Origin of the sequence: Pseudorhodoferax sp. Leaf267 (genome assembly GCF_001422405.1) — a bacterium.
Classification (GTDB): domain Bacteria; phylum Pseudomonadota; class Gammaproteobacteria; order Burkholderiales; family Burkholderiaceae_C; genus Pseudorhodoferax.
Genome location: NZ_LMMV01000021.1, coordinates 83,855 through 105,185, shown reverse-complemented (window position 1 = coordinate 105,185; position 21,331 = coordinate 83,855). Strand labels below are relative to the sequence as shown.

Below are 21,331 nucleotides of genomic sequence, written 5' to 3'. Positions count from 1 at the left end.
GGCTATCCCTGCATGCGCAGGCTGCGGTTGCACTGGGGCACAACCTTGCCGTGCTCGATGGTCCGGAGCTTGAGGGTCGCCGACTTGACGTCGTAGGCGTACTCGACCCGGTTCCTGGACCGGGGAGCATCCTCGTCGTCGCCCCAGAGCATGCAGTAGCCGGAGAAGTCCTGGACCACGACCTTGCCCGCCTCCGTGCGCGCCACGCGAAGCGGGCACACCCAGTGGCTGTACTCCACCTTGGCGCCGTTCTCCGCCTGCTGGCATTTGTCGTAGCCGGCGCGGGCATAGCTGCTGAACACCACCTGGGCGGCTCCCGTGTCGATGGTGCCGATGAGCGCGGCACTGGGGAACTGCGTGCCGGGGCTCATTTCGCCCGCGCCGGCCAGTTCGCGCGACCAGATGCGGGCCAACAACTTGTGTTCGTCATCGGAAGCCGTGGGCGTCGCGCTCGGCGCGTGGAACGCGGCCTCGCGCATGGGCTGCCACTGCAACGCTGGCTGCTGGGCCTGTGCCGCAGCAGCAGCCAGCACGCCCGCCAGGGCCAGGTAGAAACGGGTGCGCGTCATGGTGATGGTCCTCCAGGAGTTGCTCACTTGCTGCGTCGCCCGCCCTGTTCCAGCTCCTGCATGAACAGTTCAGGTGGTGTGGCACCGACCAGCCTTTTGCCGCTGGCAAGGACCACGGTCGGGGTGTTGTTGATCCGGTTGGTTTCGCCGAACTTCATGATGCTGGCCAGCCCGCTGGTGTCACACGCTGCCCCGGCCTGCGGCGGCTGCCCTCCGGCCATCACGGTCTTCCAGGCTGAAGCCCGGTCCCGGGAGCACCAGGCCGCTTGCGCCAAGGCCTCGGACTGCGGCGCGATCACCGGGTACATGAACCGGTAGATCGTCACGTCCTCGATCTGGTCCAGGAACTTGGTGAACACCCGGCAGATCGGGCAGTTCGGATCTTCGAAGACCGCCACATGCCGCGTGCCCTTGCCCTTCACCTCCTTGATGGAGTGCTGCAGCGGCAGACGGTCGAAAGGGATGGCGTGCAGCCGGTCCAGCTCGGCGGCGGTCAGATCGCGCTGTTGCTGCATGTCTATCATCGAGCCGCCCACGAAGCTGTAGCGGCCAGTTGCGTCGACATAGAAGATCTCGCCGTCGGAGACCACCTGGAACAGGCCTGGCACCGGAGTGCGAGTGATCGCGCCTGCCGTCACCTTGCCCTGGCTGTGGGTGGCGATGCTCTTGCGCAAGCCCTCGGCCTGTTCGCTGGGCAGGGCCTGCGCGGTGGCGCCCACGGCCATGCACGTCGCTGCTGACGCGACCATCCATCGCGTCGTCGTCACGGTCTTGCAGAGGCTGCATGCCACGAGTTCTGTCAGGGTTGACAGGCTGACTGACGATGCGATCTCCCCTATAACAAGGCCCATACGATGTATTCGGTCTGAAGCTTGATGATTCTGTGTATGCATTGAATCAATCATGTGGGTGATTTCCTCTGTTTGCGAACGGGATCAACATGCGCTTAATCTAGGGGTCGCGGAGACCGTGTGCATCAAATAAACGTCCGGACGTAGCAAGCGATAAACGCTTGACACACCCGGTTTGATGAACCACGGATTGGAAAAGTCATGTCTTACCAAGAGCCGCGCGGGAAGGGCTACCCCGTGCTTGGCCGCCTGTTGCCAACACCGCGTACGGGGCGCGGCGCTCTCATTGACCAGCACCTGCGCAACTTCATACTGGACACGCAGGCGGACGGGCTCGCGATCGTGAGCATCGGCAAACTCAACCGCATGCTGCTGGAGTACGCCCACTGGCTGTCACGACAGCGCGACCGCACTTGGCGCGAGGCGCAGCGTGTGGATCTGCACCACTACCTGGCAGCGTTCGTCAACGCGTCCAGTTCGACGGTCGTAGCGAGGCGCTGGATGCTCCAGCGACTTTACAGATGGGCTCGGCGTGAGAAGTTGCGTGCCGATGACCCAACGCTGGACTTTGCGCCGTTTCGGACAGCGCAACGCAGCACCCCTCCTTACGTTCCGACCGTGGAACAAATGCACCGCTTGCTGACGACCCCGAACGCCACAACCGCGCTGGGCGTGCGGGATCGCACCGTGATGGAGGTGCTCTACGCCACCGGAATGCGTGCTGCCGAACTTGTGGCTCTGCGCATGCACCATGTAGAACGCCTCGACCGCGTGATCCACATCATCGGCAAGGGGGCCCGGGAACGGCTGGTGATTTACGGCGAGGAAGCGTCCACCTGGCTGGAGCGGTACCTCACCGGTGCGCGATCGGTGCTGATCCACCAGGCCATGGGCTACGCCCATGCCACCGACGCCGTCTTTGTGAACCCCAGCCCCATCCTGCGCCTGCAGTACTTCCACTTGCGCGCGCTGGTGCGTCGGCACGCGGCGCTGGCGGAGTTGCCCATGATGACCCCCCACGGCTTCCGGCACGCCTTTGCAACCCACCTCCAGGAACGAGGGATGGACCTGCGCACCCTCCAGATCCTGCTCGGTCACGCCAACCTGTCGACGACGACCATTTACCTGCGGAGCCGGCGCGAGACCCTGCAAGCACTGCTGGAACGGCACCACCCACTCGGCGTGCACTTCGCTGCTGCCGCTGCTTTCGCCATGCCGGATGGGCCGCGCCGACGGTGGCACAACCAGGTGCCCGTCGCTGGCTAGTGCGCGGGGCGGCCTTTTCCAGCAGCCGGGTTGCTGTTGGTCGTGGCGCACATCGAGCGTCAGCGGCGTACTGGTGTTGTCACACAATGCAAAGTTGACACAAGAACAACATGACCGCCGATGAGACAAACACCCACCATCCCTGATGGTTACGACGGACGTGAGCAGGCCTGGATCAAGCACCAATTGCTGGCCAGCTACCTGGAACGATTGCTCATGATCGTCGGCATGGGAGGGCGTCGCAGTGGCGAGATCGAGATCTGCTACGTGGATTGCTTTGCAGGCCCGTGGGGCGACGGCACCGAGGACATGGAGGGCACGTCAATCGCCATCTCGCTCAAGACGATGGCGAACTGCCGCAAGGTGTTGCGAGGGTTCCGAGTGCAGGCGACGATGCGTGCGCTGTACATCGAACGCGATCCTCAGGCTTTCGGCCGCCTGCAGTCCTACCTGGCCCGCGCCTGTCCCGCCGGCGTCCAGGCGGACTGCTTGCAGGGCGACTTCGTGGAGCTACGCGAGGCCATTCTCAGCTGGTGCGGCCGGCGGGCCTTCACATTCTTCTTCGTCGATCCCAAGGGGTGGAAGTCGGTCGGGGTGGAGTGCCTACAACCGTTATTGACGCGGCCGGGATCGGAGTTTCTGGTCAACTTCATGTACGACTTCATCAATCGCACGGCCGCCATGGGCCAATGGCAGGAAGACATCGCCCAGTTCCTGGGCTGCGACGTTGAGACCGTACGCAGCCTGGACGGTCTACCTCCCGGAGAGCGAGAAGAAAAGCTGGTGCATGCGTACCGCGAGGGCATGAAGCAGCGCGTCACAGGTTCGGGCGGAAACCACCGCGCTCGCACGGCCCATGTGCGCGTGATGGACCCCACGAAGGACAGGCCCAAATACCACCTGGTCTACCTCACGACCCATCCCAAGGGCATCGTCGAGTTCATGGAGATCTCCGAGGGCTTGCAGATCGTGCAACGCCGCGTGCGAGCCACCAAGCGCAACGCCAGGCGCGAAGCTGAAAGCGGTATGGAGGATCTGTTCGGGGAAGCGAGCTTCGAGCAACCTGGTGACGCGCTGGACCCGCGTGTCGTCGATGCCTTCTGGCTCTCCTACTTGCAAGAGAAAGTCATTCAGGTCGGCGAGGACCAGATGGCAGACTTCATGGAATCAACAGGATGGCTGCCCAGTGACTACCAGGCGTCGCTGGGTCGCTTGATCGCCGATGGCCATGTGATGAATCTCGATGCGCAGAAGGCCCGCCGTACCCGACATTTGCACTATGAGAAGGATGGGGAGCGCCTCGTGTTGCTGCCGCTTGCAAGCGCCAAGCGCTAGGCGACGTCGACCAGCGACGATGGCATCTCATCCCAGATGCGGCCGTTGAGCAAGCGGCCATTGGCCGACTTGGCGCGGCGCTTCCCATCAACACCCCAGCCGCCCCATTGCTTGAAGAAGAAGGCCGACTTCTGGGCCTCACACTGCAGCCGCACGGACTCCAGCCACTCCAGCTTCATCGGCCTGGCCTTGGGTCCAGATTCGCCGCCCACGATGACCCAGTGGATGCCCGTCAGGTCCAACTGGCCCACGTCCTCGATCAAGGGCTCCACCGACAGGAACCGGATGCGCGCCGGCACCTCGCGCAGGTGGTCGATCCGCGGCACGCCGTGCTTGCGGTTTTCGACCGACACGCCGAGCCAGGCGTTCGGCGGCACGGCACGCGTGCGGAAGAACCTGGCCAGCCGGGCCGCGCGCTTCGTCAGCACCTGATAGGTGTGCTGCGGTGTGCGCGCGATGGTGGCGAACACCTGTTCGATGTACGCGTCCGGAATCCGGTCGTGGAACAGGTCGGACATGGAGTTGACGAAGTAGGTCGTCGGCTTCTTGCGCTTGGCCGGTTCATCGAGCCGCTGCGGCAGCAACTGCAGCTCGAACCCCCGTTCATACCCGGGCGCGCCCATGGCCTGGAGACGGCGCGCCATGGTCTCGGCATAGCAGTTCTTGCAGCCGGGCGAGATCTTCGTACAACCCACGGCGGGGTTCCATGTCTGCTCCGTCCACTCGATTTTGCTGGTCGTGCTCATGTCCGTTCTCCTTTGCTTGCTCCCGGCCCAGTCGGGAAGGATTGCTGTACGAATGGCCCGATGGCCTCGATCAGACTGGCCAGGACATCGGCGCTTTGCGGCCTCCCGTCCCAGACCCGCTCCAGGGCCTTGCGAATCCTCGGATGGTCCGCCGCGGCCTGCGGCGCCTCAGCTATGCGGATTTCCACATCGATACCCGCATAACGGAGGACCCCTCGCATCCGGCGCGTGACGTTCTTCGTGTCCCCTGCCAAGAAGCGCTGAACCGTCGATTGATTGACGCCCACGTCTCGGGCCAGGGCCGTCGCAGTGGTCTTCGTTCGGACCAGGTACTGCTTCAGATCTTGACGATAGCGATAAATGTCCGCACCTGGAGCGCGCTGGATTCTTAGCATTTATGCACTTTAAAACGCATAGCTCCTTTGGTCAAACGTTGTTCGTACGGCACGACACTCAGGGCGCCATGGCCGCGTGGGTCAACAGATTCACTGCGGTTCAAACGCTTCGTCACACACCCCGCAGCGTATGACCAGTCCCGGCTTTCCCCACACCGCACTACGGCAGCCACACACGTACTTCGTTCGATTCGACTTGTTGGCAGCAGCCACGCCCGCTGCACCGTCCTGCGCAGCCGACACCGACGCATGCATGACGCCGGCGAGCAGGGCATGGCTGGCCAGCGGCGCAGCACCACCACCAACCGCGGCTGGCAGCGCGGCCGAGAGACTCGACTCGCCGAAGCGCACATGCTCGACCGCCGGAAACCGGTCGTACCAGCTGATGTTGAACGACAAAGTCAGCAGCTCGGCGCAGGCCAGCAGGAACGGCCCGCCCTCCACCGCGTAGTCGGACATCTTGTCGCCAGTGCGCTTGCCGCCTGGCCGCCCGGTGGAGGAGGGCATGAGGCCGATGCCTTCCATCTTGGCCGCCCATTCCTCGTTGTGGTACCGCACGCGGCCGGGCGCGCCGTAGTGGTGCTGCCATAGGTGCACCATCTCGTGCACCAGCGTCTGCATCGTCTCGACCAGGGGCACCGCAGCGAAGTACGACGGGTTCAACGCGATCTCGTCGGTGGTTTCGCCGTCTGCCCGGGCAAAACGCTTCGCCGAGAAATAGCCGCAGGTGCTTTTCTCCCGCTGGAGCGTGATGAGGCAGTCTGGCAGCGCACCATCGAACAGCCGCGCATTGAAGTGGCTGTAGGCCACCTGCAGCTCGTCGTAGGTCTCCCGGGTCGGGACGGATCGTGCAGCTTGAAGCATCGTGTTGTCGGTTGTGTTTGTATTGCGCAATACAAAATTGTCTGACACCGATTCTCGACGTCGTCCTACATGCCGCAGTAGCCAGGAAACCTGCGGACCGCACGCGACGCCAACCAATCGGCGCGTTGCAGGAATTCCATAGGTCGCGCACAATTCCGTTGGAACGTTTGAGAGCACCATGCAAACTGTCACGCTGGATCAACTGAGGGCCACGGTGGAGGCGGGCGGCGTCAAGGGCGTCACCCTGAGCGCACAGGGCGGCAGCTTCTACCTGCAGATCGCCACGCGTGCCGGCCACCATGCGGTCTTGGCCAAGGCGCGGTCGACCGAGCCACGCAAGTTCGGGAACCCGACGACTGCCATCATGGTGATGCGAGATCTGGGCATCGGTGTTGCCCAGATCGAGATCAGCCGGTGGGATCCAGATCAGCGAGACATCGCTCCGCAGGCCCGCGACCGGCGCGCCTCGGCCATGCGCGAAGCACACCAGGCAGCCGCCCATCAGAAAGAACTGGCGGCAGAGCTGCAGGCGGCGATCGATGACCCTCGGCCGAGCTTGTCGACGGATGAGATGTTCGCGGCGTTGGAGGCCGATGCCTTGAACGATGCGACGCCGGCATCGCGCGGTTCGGTCCGCTGACTCGCGCCCGTGGCCACTGTCCGCTGGCGGCCGCAGGCCCTGGACGACCTGCTGGCGATACGACGCTTCATCGCCCGAGACAACCCGGCGCGGGCGGCGAGCTTCGTCGCCGAGTTACGTGAGAAGGCGGCGCTGCTGGCTGAGTATCCGGAGATCGGACGTGCCGCCGGGCCAGGCTTGCCGACCAACATGCGGATGCTCGTGCTGCACCGGAACTACCTGGCGTACTACCGGTTGATGCCGGGCGAGGACCAGAGCCAGGCGGTCGAGGTGCTGCGCGTGAAGCATGCGAGGATGAAATCAGGCGCATCCGGCTGAGAGTCGAGGACAAGGCGGGCAGGGCGATGCGCCGTGACAAGCTGTATCAGCACTGGCCCGACCGACTCAAATCCGATAGAACCAGGAAAGATCGCCTACCAGAAGGCCCAACAACAAAGCGAGGACACCATGACAACGAACACCAAGCGCCCAGTTCCGTACGCCGAGAGGCTTGCGCGCGAATCCGTCAAGTTCGGTCTGCGTGTTGGCGGGTCGCTGCTTCGGCATACCCCGGGCTTGCTCAAGATTGGAATCCTCGGTCTGCCCTTGGCCCTTTTGGGTGCATCGGGCAACGGGGATGAAGAGGAGTTCGGAGAAGCTGAAGCTGACCGGAGCAACGAGTTCGAGGTACGCGGGGACCTTGTCTACGACGGACATGGCGAGTTGCTTTCACCGCTTACCGAGAAGGAGTTGGACGACTACAACCACGGATTGATCTGACCTCAAGGGTTGCCTCGGCCGCTTCGATATCCGCTGGTGAAAGTCTTGCCTGCGCCGGTTAGCATGCCACCTGCGCTTCTTGCTGATCCCGACCCGGTGCCAGCGCTGGCGGCTGACATCGAGCCTCTTGAGAAGCCCTCGATGCTGCGCCCGACCCCCAAACCTATCCAGGCCATCATCGCGCTCCACAGCAGCGGCAACCCGACAAACATGCTCATCAGCACCAGGTTCAGGATCATCCGCTTGTAGAGCGAACCGTCGCCGGCATTCGTCCCCATGGCGATGAATTCCTGCATCACGATGTTGCCGTTGAGACCGGGGTACATGGCCTGGATCAAGCGGGCGTCGACCCACTGGGCGATGAACCACATCACCGACCAGAACTTGACCGTGAAGATGGCCAGGCCGCCCAGCAGCATGATCTTCAAGTCGTAGCCGCTGAGCATCACGATCATGGGCAGGAACATGTACATGCCCATCAGCAGCATCGACTGGATCATCGGTAGCGCGGTGACCATCGGCATGAATTCGATGGTGGCATCGATCAGCTTCTTTCCCACACCGAATGTGCTCACGGCGCCGCCGATCCCGCGCACCAGGTTGGTCATCCCGTCGTAGTCGTTGCCCATGATGCGGGACGCATCCATGAACTGCGGGTTGGCACGAGACTGCGCGAGCATCGCCAGAGCATCAGCGGCCCGGTCCGCGCTGCTCCAGTTCATCGCAGACTGCATGCCCTGCAGCAGGGTCTGCCAGGTCGACGCATGGCTGATCATCCGCGACCGCACGCCTGTGGCGCCGTCGAGCCACCACTCCAGGCAGGTCGGGCGCCCCCAGGCGGGGTTGACGTCCGTTGCCTCGGGCGTTCCTGGCGCACCGCCCGCGGTGTAGTCGGTGTCCCGGTTCGGGTCGATCGGGAACCCGGGGACCGGATCGTAGGAGCGCATGGTCCCGTAGAACCCAGGTTCCGTCCTAAAAAGCTGGCTGCCCATCCAATCGACGTCGGTCGGCCCGTAGTCGGTGTTGGTCTCGGCGATCACGGTGGCACCGTTGCCGCTGATCGTGGACCGGTCCATTTGAAGAAATCGGCTGCGCGCCGGCACGAAGCACTCGCTGTAGAAGCGCTGGATCTCGTGTAGCAGCTGCGGGTTCTGAATCGTCGCGGTCCGCGCCATGTCTTCGACCATGCGGATGTCGCTGCGTGCGCTGCTGAGCCCGGAGCGGACCGCGTTGTTGATACCCGAACTGACGGCCATGACCGTGAACCACCAGGCGGGCACGTAGGAGAGCCCACCGGTCGGGCTCATGGTGCCATCGCGGGCATCCTGCAGCGCCGTGTCGAAGGATGATCCCGTGCCCAGGTTGAGCGAGCCACCCGTCGGCGTCGGGTTGGTGAGCGAGGCCTGCGGCGTGTAGCGCAGGTTGGTGCTGACCAGTGAGGTGTAGGGCGTCACCGCGAAACAGGTGATGTAGACGAACAGCGCAATCAGGATGCGCGTCATCACCGCATCGATGAGTTCCTGCGCACCAGCGCCGCCAGAGGCCGACTCCTTGGCGTCACGCCAGACCGAGAACACGATCAGCCCGAAGGGCAGGGCGACCAGACCGGTGCCGGTCAGAACTTCCCCGATGATGTTGGCGAAGGCCCAGCCGTACATCGTCGTAAAAATCTCCAGGTAGCTGTCCAGTTCCATGACCCGTCCTCAGAAGATCGCAGCGGCAAGCCGCCCCAGCTCGCCGGCACCGATGGCTACCAGCAGCACGTAGGCCAGCAGCAGGGCGGCGACCTTCTGCCGGGCGGCGACCACGGTGGCAACCTCGTGCTCGCGAATGACCCCCTTGCGCGCGGCCCGGGCCGCGACCAATGGCCAGCGCAACACGATCCAGAACGCTGCCAGTGCCTGAAGTCCCGCGCCAATGAACTTCAAACGGCGCGCCTGCGCGACGATGTGCTCCAGTTCGGAGACGGGCTGCTGCAGCAGGATGAGCATCACGGCCACCGCCACGATGGCGAGGAGGGTGCCCACAGCCGTCCACGCCACCCACCGGCCCCAGCGCCGCACGTGAGGCGGGGCGCCTTCAGGGCCGCGCACAGCCCTGGCGGGTGCTCTGGCACCGAATCTCATGGCGCGACCCGACCATCGACCAGAGGTTGGCGCTCCGGCGTGCGGCCATCGCGCACGCGCGCACCCTGGCTGTCCCGGAAGAATTGGTCACCCATGATGGTCAGTGCCGTATTCGACGACATCTCCTTGCGGATACGGAACTCGAACATCAGGTCGTTGACATGCTGCGTGAGGCGGTCGATCTGTCGTTGAACGTCCTCCTGCATCACGCCGGATTTCGTGGCCTCGGGGAGCGACAGGCCGGACAGCAGCGCCGCCCTGGCGACCAACGCCTTGTCGACGACCCGGTGCATGGCGAGTTCCTGCGCGACGCGCCCCACGGCCACAGCGCGCGAGTTGGCCGGCAACTCACGGATGGACTCGATCAGCTGCGGCGTCACGCCAAAACCCTGGGTGCCAATCTCCTTCAATCGGGAGATGTTTTCGGTTCCCGCGACCACGTCTTGGAGCACAGGCGCAACATCCTGCAACTCCTTGTCCAGCTTCGGACCCAGGCCAGTCGCTGTGTTCGTGGTCGTCGGGTCCGGGCAGCCGACCTCCTGCGTGCACAGGTAGAGCTGCTTGTCACCGAGTACCTCGGCCGCCCATGTCGCCAGGTCTTCCGGCGACTTGAACGCACGGACCAGCCGCGAGTCAGCGTGGGCGGAGCTGCGGTAGTTGGTCGTCGGTGGCGTGTTGGTGGGCAGATTCAAGGTCACGTTGAAGCCGGCAACGGACAGATCCCGGATCGGCCGGATCGGCTTGTGCCCGACCCCACCGGCCTTCTCCTTGAGCACCCAGTCCATCCCACGCTTCTGAGCGTCCTCGTTGCGGTTCACATCGTATTTGGTCTGCACCACATCACCGTTGGCGCTGGCTCTGACCTTCCAGAGGTCGCCCTTGGCCATGTTCACGTAGTCCTCATAGGGATCCTTGCCAGACTTGATCTGCGCCTCCATCTCCTCGCACGTCTTGAGCGAAGCCGATACCAACAGGTCGGCCTTCTGGGCGAAGTTCTGGAACAGCTGGTACAGACCCGGTTGGGCACGCTGCAGGATGTACAACGGCAAAGACGCGATACCGGCCTGGATGGCACCGGTGATCTGGCCCCCCAGGTTGCTCAAGCCGTTCATCACGTTGGACCAGGACAGCCCCATGTCGAACTTGCCGCAGGAATAGTTCAGTCGCGTGTTGAAGCCCAGGCGCATCGACGTCTGCCCACGGTTCACCGCACCTCCCATGGGCGAGCCACCACCCAGTCGGTAGTACAGGGATGAGTTCGTCACCGGCTGGGCCTGCACGGCCGGTGTGCCAAGACATGCCAGCGCCAATGCCAGGGCGCCGAACGCGATGCGTGGGGTAAGGTTCATGGTGTGGGACCTGATCGATGGAGGCATGCAGCAGGGGAGGACGCGACCGCCTGGCCGCGCCGGTCGCCAGGAGGCGTGCACCGCACCGCGGCGCGGTGGCCTGCGCTCGACGAGGCCTGCAGCCCGCTGCAGTGACCCATCGACTCGGCCTGAGCGGCAAGCGCTGCGCAGTCCGAGTGCGCCGGTGCAAGGGGCGCCATGCGGTTGCCCGCGCTGGCAGCGGGGTGCGGGCCGAAGATCCATTGGTAGACGTGGTAGCTCAACCGGGCTGTGGCTGCAGTCGCTTGTGCATGTGCAGCTGCGCAGGTCACCAGGGCGAGGACGACAGCGACGGCCCATTGCACGAACCGCTGGCCCGGTCGTGATGGCGAGGATTTCGGCATGCTGGAGGCTTTCATCAGGGCACGGCAAACAGGAAGATCTCGGCCGCCTTCTTGCAGCACTCGTAGCGCAGCCAGAGGTTCCAGACGTAGCCGTCGTTGCTCGATGTCTTGTAGTCGCCCCAGGAGCCCAGGCCGAGCGAGTCGTTCGAGCCGAACGTGATGCAGCCAGGCTCAGGCAGCGGGTGGACGGCCTGCCATTTGGGATCGGCCATGGTGGCGAAATACCGGAAGCCGCCGCCCTTTTCGGAGAGCTTCTTGTAGATGTGGGGCTGGGCGCCGCGCGTGATGATGGAGCCGACCCGGTGGGCGAACACGGCCGAAGCCTTGCGCGGGTGCGACTGCACCAGCTCGCCAGTGCGCGGATAGCCGCCACCCCAGGTGTTGATCAGGCTATTGCCGACTTCGCCGATGCCAGGGATCCAGCTGCCGGGGTAGAGCAGTTCCAGCGGAATTTTGCCGCGCCAGAAGGTCGAATCCAGTTCGGAGTGGTACTGGATCGAGAGCATCCCCGAGCCGCCTGGACAGATGTAATCAGAATTGCCGCCGCCGCCCGCTTGCACGCCCTTCTTCATCTCATCCATCATTTTTGAGAAGTCGGTGGGCTGACTGTTCTGACCTCCGCCCTCGTCCCCGCCACCACCACCGCCACTGCCACCACCGGTGTAGCTGTCGGCGCCATCAGGCAAGGTCGTGGTGGTTGGCGACAGGCTTTGCACCGATCCCAGGGCGCCGCCGAGTTGGCCCGGAAGGCTGGACAGGGCACCCAGCTCCCGCGTCAAACTCGTCATCGTCTCCGCTGCACCGGACATCACGCCTTTGGCCAGGTCGGCCGGCGCCGACGCCCACATCTGCATGATGCGAGGCAGCTCCTGGCTCGGAAACCTCATCAACTCTTGCGTGTCGGGAAACTCGAAGTTGGTGTTGCCCCCCATCAGCGCCCCGACCGGATTGCCGATCGCATCCACGCTCTTGAAAGTCACGACTTCCTTGTCCTCGCGGGCGGTGCCGGCCGACGAGTCCAGCAGCGAGCCCATGAAGCTGGATCCCAGGCCCGTCATGACGCCGGCGATCGGCTTGCCGACGTCGGCCCAGGGATGCTGTTCCGGCGCATTGAACGTGCTGACCACGACGTCGGGGACGTAGTGGGAGACGCGGATCGAGGTCTTCACGGAACAGCCGAAGATGGTGCACCGCAGCCAGAAGCACACACCCGTCACGCGGTAGGCCAGGCAACTCGGCAGAGCCGAGATCGTGGCGCCCATGATGGCGCTGGTGTTCGTCGAGGCGACCAGCGCCGTGGCAGGTGCTGCCATGGACAGTGCAGCCGCCGCCATCAGGCATGCCAGCGCAGCACGCGCTGACCGCGTAGGACGAACCCCGGGCTCCGCGCAATGGGTGGGCATCACGGACGCCCCCCTCTGGAGGCCTGGTAGTGCTGGAGTGCGACGTTCACGTCGGTGACCCCATACACCACCGTCTTCTTGTTGATCACCACAGCGGGCAACCGGTCAATCCGGTAATGGGTGGCCAGGCTGATGGCATTGGCGGTTGCGATCGCTGCAGGCTGCACCTGGCGCCTGATGCGTGCTTGGTTGGCCTCGACCCAGCGCCGCGCTTCGGCTTCGCTGCCACGGGGGATCTGCTGGTCGATGGCTTGGGTGGCCATGTCGAGCTGGTCCATGCGATGGACGGACACCTGAAGGCCCAGTGACGCTGCAGGCAGGTTCACGGCCATGGCCGAGTTCACGAACACCTCCACCGTCATGTACGGGATACCGACAAGCTGCGCTGTGGCGGTCCCGATGCAGCAGGCGAGGACACAGAGCGCAATCGCCACCCGGGCGCGACATCCCCGGTGCATGCCGACGTCAGACATTGATCCCCCGGTTGCGTGAGATTTCCTCGGCGACCAGCATGGCCGCCTCCAGTTCGGTGCACTGGTGCCTTTCCATCAGGCGGCGCCGGTGTGCCTTCTCGTCGCCCTCGGTCATCGCCAGTGCCAGCGGCAGGGCCGGAGGCACGTTGCGGAACAAGAACTGGCGATTGGCGCTGATCAGCACGCCCTCGGTGTACTGGTGCTTGGCCTTGCGCGCCGACTCCATCAACTGGCGTTGTTCGGCCGTGAGCGACTTGAAGCGGGAGACGTCGTCGATCTCCTTCTTGTCCATCGTGAGCAGCATCCAGAACTCGCACATCGACAGCACGCGTCCCATCGACGCCGGATAGTCGTCCACGTTCTGCGAGGCCAGCCAGAACCACATGTTGAGCTTGCGCCACATCTTGGTGCCCTTGGCGATCTTCGGCCCGAGCAGATCGCTGGTCGTGATCATGTGGGCCTCGTCCGTCAGCATGACGAGAGGGCGGCCCTCGGACTGCTTCGCCTCGCCCAGCGACTGGACCGCATCGATCAGCGACGTGTAGGCCACGGCCAGCGCGTCGCCGTAGCCATCGCGCGTCAGCGTGCCCATCTCGACCAGCGTCACGTCGACGTCGGGCCAGTCTGACCCCACCCGGTTGAACAACGAGCCGCGCAGGCCTTGCGTGAACGACATCATCGACTGGCCCATCTCTTCGGCGCGCTCGCGCCGTCCCTGCGACAACGTCGTGTCCTGGTGCATGGCCATGAGGGCATAGGCCACGTCTTGCGTGAGCGGGTGTGCGCGGTTGTCCTGCCGAGCCTGCATCGCTGCCTTGATCAGCGCGCGTGTGATCAGGTACCGGTCGGCGCGCGACATGCGCTCCTCTTCGCGCTTCTCACCGCCCGTGATCATCAGGATGGCTGCGACCAGCATCTCTCCCAGGTAGTCGCGCTTCTCGTCCGTCTCGTTGTCATCGCCGTCGTCTTCCTTCGGCCGGCCGGTGTCATCGATTTCCGTCGCCTCGACCACCACCTTGACAAACTCTTCACCGGCCTCGATCTCGCGGTAAGCGTCCATCACCTCGGGATCGTCCAGCAGCTTGATCCCGTGCACGAACGGCGGCAGCGACGTCTTCGCAGAGCCACTGAGGTTCACGTAGTGCGTGCTCAAGCCCATGCTCTTGAAATACTCCATCAGCAGAGCGAAGGACTTGCCGGCGTCCACAATCACCAGGCGCGGCCGGTGGATCGCGGCCACCGAGATGCACAGGTAGCACAGCGTCGCCGACTTCCCGGCCCCCGTCGGACCGAACACGGTCATGTGCGCGTTCTTCTTGCGGTCCCGGGGATTGAGCGGGTCGATCCAGACCGGCTCGCCACCGCGGTTCCAGAACCACATACCCGGATGTGGCGTGCCGCGCGTGCGCCCATACACCGGCAGCATCGACGCGATCTGCGAGGCGAAGGTCAAACGCGAGCGGCGCAGCAGCCGGTCGTCAAACGCAGCGTCGAAGTTGAACGGCAGGCCGCGCATGAAGGTGTCCAGCGGTACCAAATCCTGCCGGGGCTCGATGAAGCGCATGCCGGTGGGCACCAGCAGCGCATTGACGCTGGAGACGCGGCTTTCCAGGTCTTCCAAGTCGTGGCCACCGACGTACACCACGAGCAGCATCGGCAGCAGCTTGTCGTGCTTCTGCATGCGGTCGAGCACCTGCACACACTCGGCGTGGGTTTCCATCGCCGCAGCGGTCTGTGCCCGCGACGCGTGCTGCATCTTCTCGATGTGGCGCTGCAGCAGGTACTGCGGGCGGATGGTGATCGAGAACGACAGCATGGTCCCCGGTGGCATCCGGTCGAAGCGCGCAAAGAACTTGTTGCCGTTCTGCAGCTCTCCCGTGAAGTGGCCGTCTTCCGGTTGCCGATTCAAGGCCTGCAGCGTCATGACCCGCACGGGCTTGCCGTCGAAGAGGAACACCCCGGTGTCCGGATCGCTCTGCGGCTCCGAGAAGTTCAGGATTTCGGAAAGGTCGGCTCCCAGGATCGGCGCTTGGCTCTCATCCTCGGGCACTCCCGGATTGCCCGGATAGGGTGCCATGCGCAGCAGTTCACCGGCACCCCTGGCCCAGGGCACGTCGCGGTTAAAGAACGGCACCAGCCAGTCGTACAGGTCCTTGCCGGTACAGCGGCGTGCGCGCACGCCAGCCTCGCCCAGTGTCTTCTCCAAGGTCCCGGCCATCGATTCCATCTGCACATCGGCAGGGCGGGGATCCTCTGCCATGTTGGCGTCGAAGCGCCGGTAGATGCAGCATCGGACCCGACGAAGCTGGCCGGCCCAGGGCTGGCCCGTCACTTCCTCGTCCAGAAACAAGCCCGCGATCTGGGACACCTGTGCCAGGTGCTTGCGAATGTCCTGTTGCACCGCCCGGGTCAGATCGGAGTTCACGATCTGGTCGCGCCGGGTTGGTTCGAGCCTGTGCACGTCCGCGATGTAGTCGGCCCAGGAGTCGGCCAGGTGCGCGATGTCATGGTCATCGTTCACGAAGAACTGGACGACCCAGGGCGATGATGTCGATTCCGGGATCGCCTGCAGCGCCGCCGTGACCTTGGCGCAGTATTGCGACAGGTCGGCCGGCGTCTTGGCCTCGGTCGGGATGCAGTCCAGTTCGAACAGCACGCCCAGCGTCTGTCCGTCCTTCATCTCGAAAAACGTCTGGTCGCGCTGGTAGGCCACGTAGGGCAGAAGGTCGGTGAACGACGGCGGCCGCATCGCCATCGCCCGGCGCTGCGACACCGGCGACAGCCCGGGCTTGGCACCTTTGGGCGGGGCCGGTGAACCGGAAGCGGCTCCATATGGAGACACCGCGCTCTTGCCACCCTGAACCAGCGGGAGCAGCCTCGACACGCCGAGCAGGTCCAACACATTCATGGCTTGCCTCCCCCTGCCGCGCCACCAGGTGGCCTGCGCACCAGTTCCGCCTCTAGTTCTCCCGGCAAGGCGTACAGGTCGGCCTGTTCGTACATCGGAAACACCGTGACGTAACCGGGCACGGGGTACTTGCCGCGCGACAGGTGCGGGTACACCACCATCACGAGGTCCGGGTTGGGCACACGGGCGAAGCGGTTGCGCATGGGCTCCAGCGCGGACCAGTAGCGCTGCGTATCGGCGTCGGCTTCGTGCACAGGTCGCGGCACCGACTGGTCGACCAGGTGGTCGCGCGCCGTCGCGCGGCGCAGCGGCACATCGTCGGCCTTGTCGTGGCTACCGACCACCGAGCCCTGGCCACGGTAGATGTCGAGCACGGTGGGGCTGCCGCGCGTGACCGCGTTGATCGGCGACTCGCGTGGCCCGCTGACCGAGCAGGCCGACAGCAGTGCGGCCAGCAGGCATGCGGACATGCCGCCAACGCGGGCGGTGACGAGTTCATTCCATGCCATGGTGGCCTCCACGGGAGATGAGCGAGGCGTTCTGCTGGCGGTGTACCAGCCGACGTCCTTGGGGGTTCTTGTCGATGCGGACCTCGGCGTCCAGATGCACCACCAGGCGCTGGCCGGATGGCGTGACCACGGCGTCGAAGCTGTTCTTGAGCCTGGACATGAGCCACTTGCTCACTTCGTCGGAGGCGCCGGAGACGGCCTGGCCCAGCACGTAGCTGCCCATGGAACCCGTGATGGACGAGCTGGTGCTCGCGCCGAAGGCTCCATTGCTCTGCGTCACCGTCCGCTGGGCGTCCGCATAGGCCTGGCCGGCGACCTCCAGCGTCTTCATCCCGACGATGTCCGTCAGGTAGGCCGGCGCGTTGGTGACGAACTTGCCGGCGATGCAGGGATTGCCATGCAGGTCGCTGATGAAGCCCAGATCGCCGGTCCCGCCACCAGACGGTGCATTGGCATTGCGCATGCCGACACCCGCGCCACGCCGCGTCGTCACCGTATTGATGGTGCCGTCGTTGAACACGAAGGTCATCGAGCGGACCTTGCCCTCGGTGCAGGACAAGGCCATGTCGCCGATCGCGATGCCGGTGACGATCACGCCGGCCAGGTCGTCCGGTAGCTCGAAGCCGTTCGCGGCCAGGTTGTCGCGGCCGATCACCGCCTTGAACTGCATGGGATCGGTGACGCGACCATCGATCGGCACTCGGCCGATCAGGCTGGTCATGGACACCACGCCGGCCAGCGTGGCGTTCTCCGGCAGCGTGAAATAAGGCACCGGCTCGGCTGCCTTGGCCGCGGCTTCGGCTGCGCGTGTCGCAGGCCCTTGCGGCGGTGTCGCACCGACCGTGGCGGTCGGTGTCGTTGTGCGGACATACGAGCCCGTCGCGGCGCCCCCGCGACTGCCCTGCTGGCTCACCTGCAGCGCATAGCCCATCGGCGGCATCACCTTGTAAGCGACCATCCCTTCGGGTGGCGCCGTCCATTGGCGGGCGTCCTGCGCGCCGGACAGGTCAGTGCCCACGCCTGCTGTAGCAGGCCCTGCGACAGCAGATGCATAGGTGCCCCCCCGGAGGGCCAGTGGGCTGCCACCGCTCGGCAATTCTTCCACGACCTTGCCGGCCGCGACAGAGGCGCGATCGAAAGCCTGGCTGAACACCTCCACCACGCCCCGGTTCGTGTTGTCGCCCGACGCAGGCGTTTCGACCGGTGAGCTCTTATCCGTGGCGCTGCCAGCGGTAGTTGGCGGTGTGACGATCACCTGCTGCGCGGGGGGCTGCGTGTTGCCCCTGCGCGCGCGCTCCTCTTCAAGTTCGCGGCGCAGCGCCTGGTTGTCCCGGATCAGTTGCTCGGCCGTCGCACGCACCTCCCGGTTGCTGGCGACGACGGTTTGCAATGTCTCCGTGGCCGTGTCGCGGTCAGCGCCCTTCGTCGGGGGGAGGTCTGCCTTCGGGGCCGAGGTCATCTCTGGGCCGGCTGCAGGTCGTGTCGGCCCGCTCATGTTCTTCCAGACAATGGTGCCCACGATCGCTACCGCGACGATGCCCAGCACCGGAATCAGCTTGTTCTGTTTGGTGGCCATGTTGCTCCCTCATGCCTGGCTACAGGCAGGCCTCAAACGACCGGTCACAGACCAGGTAGATGGCGGTGGTATCGGTTTCCGTTCCGGCCCGACCCACGCGCCCATGCTGCGCCGTGGCGGCGATCCAGCGGCCTCGCAACTGCTCCAGCGGGATTTCCAGCGGGACGGCGGCGCGGTTGGTGACGCGCACCGCTATCACGTACAAGGGGCCGGACTTCCACTGTCCCAGCGGCACCACCTCCGCGTTGATGCCCCGGATCAGGGCCGGCACCGGCTTCATGGACACATCCACCTGGTGCACTCCAGGCGTGGTCCATGCCAGGCGGCGGGGAGCGTACAACTGGCGTGCAGCGTGCCGCGTCAGTTGGACCATGTCGGCGCCGGTCTGCTCGGCAGGCCCGTCCTTGGAATCCCTGGCCTGCTCATCCGGTGCTCCGGCGGACCCGGCCGGCGCCATCACGGACACCTCCAGTTCAGGCAGGCTCTTTCCCTCCGCACTCGCAATGAAGTCCATCGGAATCAGCTGGCCGCTGTCGACCAGCTCGGCCACGATGCGGATCTGGTGGAAAGGCGTCAGCGCCTTCACATAGATCGTCGGCCCGATGACCTCGATACGGGCCACGTGCTCGATGTCGGTCGGCACGCTGAGGGCCGCCGGCGCAGGCAGTGTCACCAGGCGCTCTTCGCCAACCGCCAGGTCGACCCGGATCGGCTCTGCCCGAAAAACCGCGCGTTCGACGCCCGCAGCCGGGCGAGCGACCCGGCGCACGACAGGGACGCTGACCTTGGCCCCCGTACCGCGCGCTGCAAGCGCAGCGCGCTGGGCGGGAGGCAGGGCGCCTGCGCCCACCGGGCGCACGCCAGTCGGCTCAGCTGCCTGTCCGGTGTCCGCGATGCGCTCTCCCAGGTCGACCGCCGTCGGTCTGGGCCGGACCTCGGTCGGCGTGGCGGCCATGTCGGAGGGCTGCAGCATGTCGGGCGGCACACTTCTGATGTTCAGTTCCTGAACCTGCTGGGCGGTCGCCACGCTGCAGCAGAGTGTGGCCGCACAGGCGAACCATGCGAACCGTACAGTGAGGCGCTCGGGTAATCTGGTGGCTTGGGGCATGGCGTTCTCAGGGCTGTATGACGTCACGGGTGGCACCGTCCAGCGGGACGGCGCGCGGTAGATCGACCGGCTCCACACGACTGGGAACCTCGGGCGCCTTCGGGGTGGGCGGTGGCTCGCCCGCCTTGACGACCTGCACCGCGCGCAGCTGGCTGTCCTCGAGGCGCGCGGGCCGGTCACTGCCATAGCAGTCGACTGCCAGTTGCCAGGGATTGCGCTCGCGGTCGACGTCGAAGCGCACCACCCGGATCGGGTAGCGGATGTAGACATCCTTGACCGCCTGGCCCCGGAACGTCTCCTGGATCTGCATGTCCAGGAACACCGTCCAGTCCAGGCCCGAGTCATTGGCGATCACGCGGTTGGCCGCGAAGCCCAGACCGGGAATCTCGCTCATCTGGCGCGTCCGCTGCCGCAACTCGCCGGCTTTCACGCGGACCTGCAGGTCACCCTGCAGCTGCGCGATGCAGCGCGGCGTGATGAAGTTCTGGACCCGAAAGATCTGCGCGCCGTAGTCCGTGGCACCGTCGGTTGCCCAGCGGTTGACCTGCTGCCAGATGTAGTAGGCGAACGCATAGACGTTTGGTGGTGGCACCGCCGACTCACCGTCGCGCACCTGCACGGTGCTGGAAACGGTGACGTTGGGCACCAAGTGCACGTTTAGGTGCTTGGGAACCTGCGCCGCCTGGTAGGTGCCCAATGCGCCAACGGCGGCCACGGCGCCGATGATCCAGCGTAGATGGACGTTGTGCCGGCGCGTCGCGGCCAGGGCATTGAGGTAGTCGCTCATGATGCTTGGTAGCTGTCCATGGGAACTAGCGCCTGGTCAGGAGAGGGCGTCGCCACTGCGGCATCGGCTGGCTGCTCCTCGTGTTCCAGATCAGGCGACAACGAACTCGTGAGAGAAATCTCACTGGTGCGGCCGAGGCTCCAGTAGCCTGCGTGCCGAAGAAATCGGGCCTTGCTCAGGCCATACGTCGACATCCACCGCTGCAACACATGGGTGTAGTAGCCATCTGGTCGATCGCGCTTGACCCTCTGCAGGGCCATCGAGCCATACCAAAGCGTGGCGATCGTTGCGATCAGCGGGGCCAACATCAGTTGCCACAGACCGGTGGCCATGATGACCATGCCGGTCAGCGTGAAGTAGACGGCGAACGACACGCCCCCGATCCAGCTGGCCTCGGTCGACGTCATCCCGTGCAGGATGGCCGGTTCGGAGTTCACCCGGTCGGTCAACGGCACGCGAGCGCTGCCGTCGTTCCTCGGAGGCGTGTTGCTCACGGCGTCCCGATCAGCTCATGGTGGTGAGCGCGTAGCCGCCCAGCAGCACCGCCACCACCGACGACAGGATCACCATGACGAAGTACTCCTTGAGGTCGCCGATCGTGGCCCGGCCACCGGAGTAGTCCTTCCACTTCGTGATCAGGCCCATGATTCCTTGCAGGAAGAACCATGCGCAGAGCACGAGCACGATGATGCCGACGACGGCCACGAAAACGGCGCCGATGGTGCCGATCCAATCGCCCTGTTGGACGGCTGCACCACCGACCCCGGTCTGCGGTGTCACGATCGTGGGCAGGGCCGCGAACGAGGGCTGGCTCATCAAGGCTGCGATGGGCAACAGCATCGCGTGCCGCAATCGCTGTTGAACGCGCAACGGTGCGGCAACGAGTTGCTTGATCTTGGTCTTCATTGCTTACTCCATGTCAATCGCCTGCAAGATGAAAGTGCGCCGTGCGGACCAAGGACGGCCAGCAGACTGCAATACCCGGGCAGGAACCAGGTACTGTTCGAGTAGAGAGACGGTGTGCGATGCGCATGGCGGCAAGGGCACTAAAGCCAGGCCAGCAGGGTGATCAGCAGGACCACGGGGACCGCGAGGTAAGCGATGCCATGCAACACTTCGGACGCCTCGATGGCGCGGCTGCGGTAGTCCTCCAGCAGCCGACCGACCAGCCACAGCGCGACAATGAACACCAGCGCACCGCAGATCGCCACAATCACGCCCTTCATGTCGCCGGGGACGACACCCGAGCCCGCCGCGAAGGCGTTGGAGAGATCGGAGTTCATG

General features: G+C 64.9%; 23 protein-coding genes. 5 read left to right on the top strand and 18 right to left on the bottom strand.

The window, feature by feature from the left end; all coding sequences use genetic code 11:
- Window positions 1-2 precede the first annotated feature (2 nt).
- Together ASF43_RS17580 and ASF43_RS17575 are read right to left on the bottom strand one after the other, a co-directional pair.
- Window positions 3-569 (bottom strand): hypothetical protein, encoded by a 567-nt coding sequence (locus tag ASF43_RS17580; RefSeq protein WP_156373380.1) that lies wholly within the window; start codon window positions 567-569, stop codon window positions 3-5.
- Window positions 570-592: 23 nt separating this feature from the next.
- On the bottom strand, window positions 593-1,294 hold the full coding sequence (locus tag ASF43_RS17575; protein WP_082497944.1) for a DsbC family protein: 702 nt from the start codon (window positions 1,292-1,294) through the stop codon (window positions 593-595).
- 327 nt (window positions 1,295-1,621) lie between these two features.
- On the opposite strand from ASF43_RS17575, the gene ASF43_RS17570 reads away from it, so the two are divergent.
- Together ASF43_RS17570 and tcmP are read left to right on the top strand one after the other, a co-directional pair.
- Window positions 1,622-2,686, top strand: a complete 1,065-nt coding sequence (locus tag ASF43_RS17570) for a tyrosine-type recombinase/integrase (RefSeq protein WP_056183779.1) — start codon at window positions 1,622-1,624, stop codon at window positions 2,684-2,686.
- 120 nt (window positions 2,687-2,806) lie between these two features.
- Entirely contained in the window at window positions 2,807-4,021 is a 1,215-nt protein-coding gene (tcmP, locus tag ASF43_RS17565; RefSeq protein WP_056183777.1) for a three-Cys-motif partner protein TcmP, read from the top strand.
- On the opposite strand, the gene ASF43_RS17560 is transcribed toward tcmP, so the two are convergent.
- The 3 genes from ASF43_RS17560 to ASF43_RS17550 all read right to left on the bottom strand — a co-directional run bounded on the left by ASF43_RS17560 (window position 4,018) and on the right by ASF43_RS17550 (window position 6,026).
- Complete coding sequence (locus ASF43_RS17560; protein ID WP_056183775.1) at window positions 4,018-4,767, bottom strand: DUF5131 family protein; 750 nt, start codon at window positions 4,765-4,767, stop codon at window positions 4,018-4,020. The genes tcmP and ASF43_RS17560 overlap by 4 nt on opposite strands.
- Window positions 4,764-5,162: a hypothetical protein gene (locus ASF43_RS17555; protein ID WP_056183773.1), complete on the bottom strand. Its 399-nt coding sequence runs from the start codon at window positions 5,160-5,162 to the stop codon at window positions 4,764-4,766. The genes ASF43_RS17560 and ASF43_RS17555 overlap by 4 nt, the downstream gene beginning before the upstream one ends.
- Before the next feature lie 90 nt (window positions 5,163-5,252).
- A complete protein-coding gene (locus ASF43_RS17550) occupies window positions 5,253-6,026 on the bottom strand; it encodes a SprT-like domain-containing protein (RefSeq protein WP_056183772.1) in 774 nt (257 codons plus the stop codon).
- A gap of 178 nt (window positions 6,027-6,204) precedes the next feature.
- Here ASF43_RS17550 and ASF43_RS17545 point away from each other — a divergent pair, with 178 nt between their 5' ends.
- The 3 genes from ASF43_RS17545 (at window position 6,205) to ASF43_RS17535 (ending at window position 7,425) form a co-directional block, all read left to right on the top strand.
- Window positions 6,205-6,666 carry a hypothetical protein gene (locus ASF43_RS17545; RefSeq protein ID WP_056183770.1) on the top strand — a complete coding sequence of 154 codons (462 nt, stop codon included), beginning with the start codon at window positions 6,205-6,207 and terminating at the stop codon, window positions 6,664-6,666.
- A gap of 9 nt (window positions 6,667-6,675) precedes the next feature.
- Entirely contained in the window at window positions 6,676-6,984 is a 309-nt protein-coding gene (locus tag ASF43_RS17540; protein ID WP_056183768.1) for a type II toxin-antitoxin system RelE/ParE family toxin, read from the top strand.
- Window positions 6,985-7,113: 129 nt separating this feature from the next.
- Complete coding sequence (locus ASF43_RS17535) at window positions 7,114-7,425, top strand: hypothetical protein (RefSeq protein ID WP_056183767.1); 312 nt, start codon at window positions 7,114-7,116, stop codon at window positions 7,423-7,425.
- A 2-nt stretch (window positions 7,426-7,427) separates the two neighbouring features.
- On the opposite strand, the gene ASF43_RS17530 is transcribed toward ASF43_RS17535, so the two are convergent.
- The 13 genes from ASF43_RS17530 to ASF43_RS17470 form a co-directional block, all read right to left on the bottom strand.
- Window positions 7,428-9,119 carry a conjugal transfer protein TraG N-terminal domain-containing protein gene (locus ASF43_RS17530; protein WP_082497943.1) on the bottom strand — a complete coding sequence of 564 codons (1,692 nt, stop codon included), beginning with the start codon at window positions 9,117-9,119 and terminating at the stop codon, window positions 7,428-7,430.
- A gap of 9 nt (window positions 9,120-9,128) precedes the next feature.
- On the bottom strand, window positions 9,129-9,452 hold the full coding sequence (locus ASF43_RS17525; RefSeq protein ID WP_056183764.1) for a hypothetical protein: 324 nt from the start codon (window positions 9,450-9,452) through the stop codon (window positions 9,129-9,131).
- A 95-nt stretch (window positions 9,453-9,547) separates the two neighbouring features.
- Window positions 9,548-10,900, bottom strand: coding sequence for an integrating conjugative element protein (locus ASF43_RS17520; RefSeq protein WP_156373379.1), 1,353 nt, complete (start codon window positions 10,898-10,900; stop codon window positions 9,548-9,550).
- Window positions 10,901-11,297: 397 nt separating this feature from the next.
- Window positions 11,298-12,596, bottom strand: coding sequence for a TraU family protein (locus tag ASF43_RS17515; protein ID WP_162241823.1), 1,299 nt, complete (start codon window positions 12,594-12,596; stop codon window positions 11,298-11,300).
- Window positions 12,597-12,685: 89 nt separating this feature from the next.
- A complete protein-coding gene (locus ASF43_RS17510; RefSeq protein ID WP_082497940.1) occupies window positions 12,686-13,159 on the bottom strand; it encodes a DUF1525 domain-containing protein in 474 nt (157 codons plus the stop codon).
- The gene (locus tag ASF43_RS17505; protein ID WP_056183756.1) at window positions 13,152-16,067 is read right to left on the bottom strand and encodes a conjugative transfer ATPase; all 2,916 of its coding nucleotides are present in this window, start codon (window positions 16,065-16,067) and stop codon (window positions 13,152-13,154) included. The genes ASF43_RS17510 and ASF43_RS17505 overlap by 8 nt, the downstream gene beginning before the upstream one ends.
- Window positions 16,064-16,576, bottom strand: coding sequence for a TIGR03751 family conjugal transfer lipoprotein (locus ASF43_RS17500; RefSeq protein WP_056184545.1), 513 nt, complete (start codon window positions 16,574-16,576; stop codon window positions 16,064-16,066). The genes ASF43_RS17505 and ASF43_RS17500 overlap by 4 nt, the downstream gene beginning before the upstream one ends.
- Window positions 16,563-18,152, bottom strand: coding sequence for a TIGR03752 family integrating conjugative element protein (locus ASF43_RS17495; RefSeq protein ID WP_056183754.1), 1,590 nt, complete (start codon window positions 18,150-18,152; stop codon window positions 16,563-16,565). The genes ASF43_RS17500 and ASF43_RS17495 overlap by 14 nt, the downstream gene beginning before the upstream one ends.
- A gap of 19 nt (window positions 18,153-18,171) precedes the next feature.
- Window positions 18,172-19,260 (bottom strand): TIGR03749 family integrating conjugative element protein, encoded by a 1,089-nt coding sequence (locus tag ASF43_RS17490; protein ID WP_082497939.1) that lies wholly within the window; start codon window positions 19,258-19,260, stop codon window positions 18,172-18,174.
- 7 nt (window positions 19,261-19,267) lie between these two features.
- Window positions 19,268-20,047: a PFL_4703 family integrating conjugative element protein gene (locus tag ASF43_RS17485; protein WP_082497938.1), complete on the bottom strand. Its 780-nt coding sequence runs from the start codon at window positions 20,045-20,047 to the stop codon at window positions 19,268-19,270.
- Complete coding sequence (locus ASF43_RS17480; protein ID WP_156373378.1) at window positions 20,044-20,541, bottom strand: TIGR03750 family conjugal transfer protein; 498 nt, start codon at window positions 20,539-20,541, stop codon at window positions 20,044-20,046. Before ASF43_RS17480 ends, ASF43_RS17485 begins: the two co-directional genes overlap by 4 nt.
- 10 nt (window positions 20,542-20,551) lie before the next feature.
- Window positions 20,552-20,953 carry a DUF2976 domain-containing protein gene (locus ASF43_RS17475; protein ID WP_056183749.1) on the bottom strand — a complete coding sequence of 134 codons (402 nt, stop codon included), beginning with the start codon at window positions 20,951-20,953 and terminating at the stop codon, window positions 20,552-20,554.
- Between the two features lie 140 nt (window positions 20,954-21,093).
- Window positions 21,094-21,330: a DUF3262 family protein gene (locus tag ASF43_RS17470; protein WP_056183747.1), complete on the bottom strand. Its 237-nt coding sequence runs from the start codon at window positions 21,328-21,330 to the stop codon at window positions 21,094-21,096.
- Window position 21,331 lies beyond the last annotated feature (1 nt).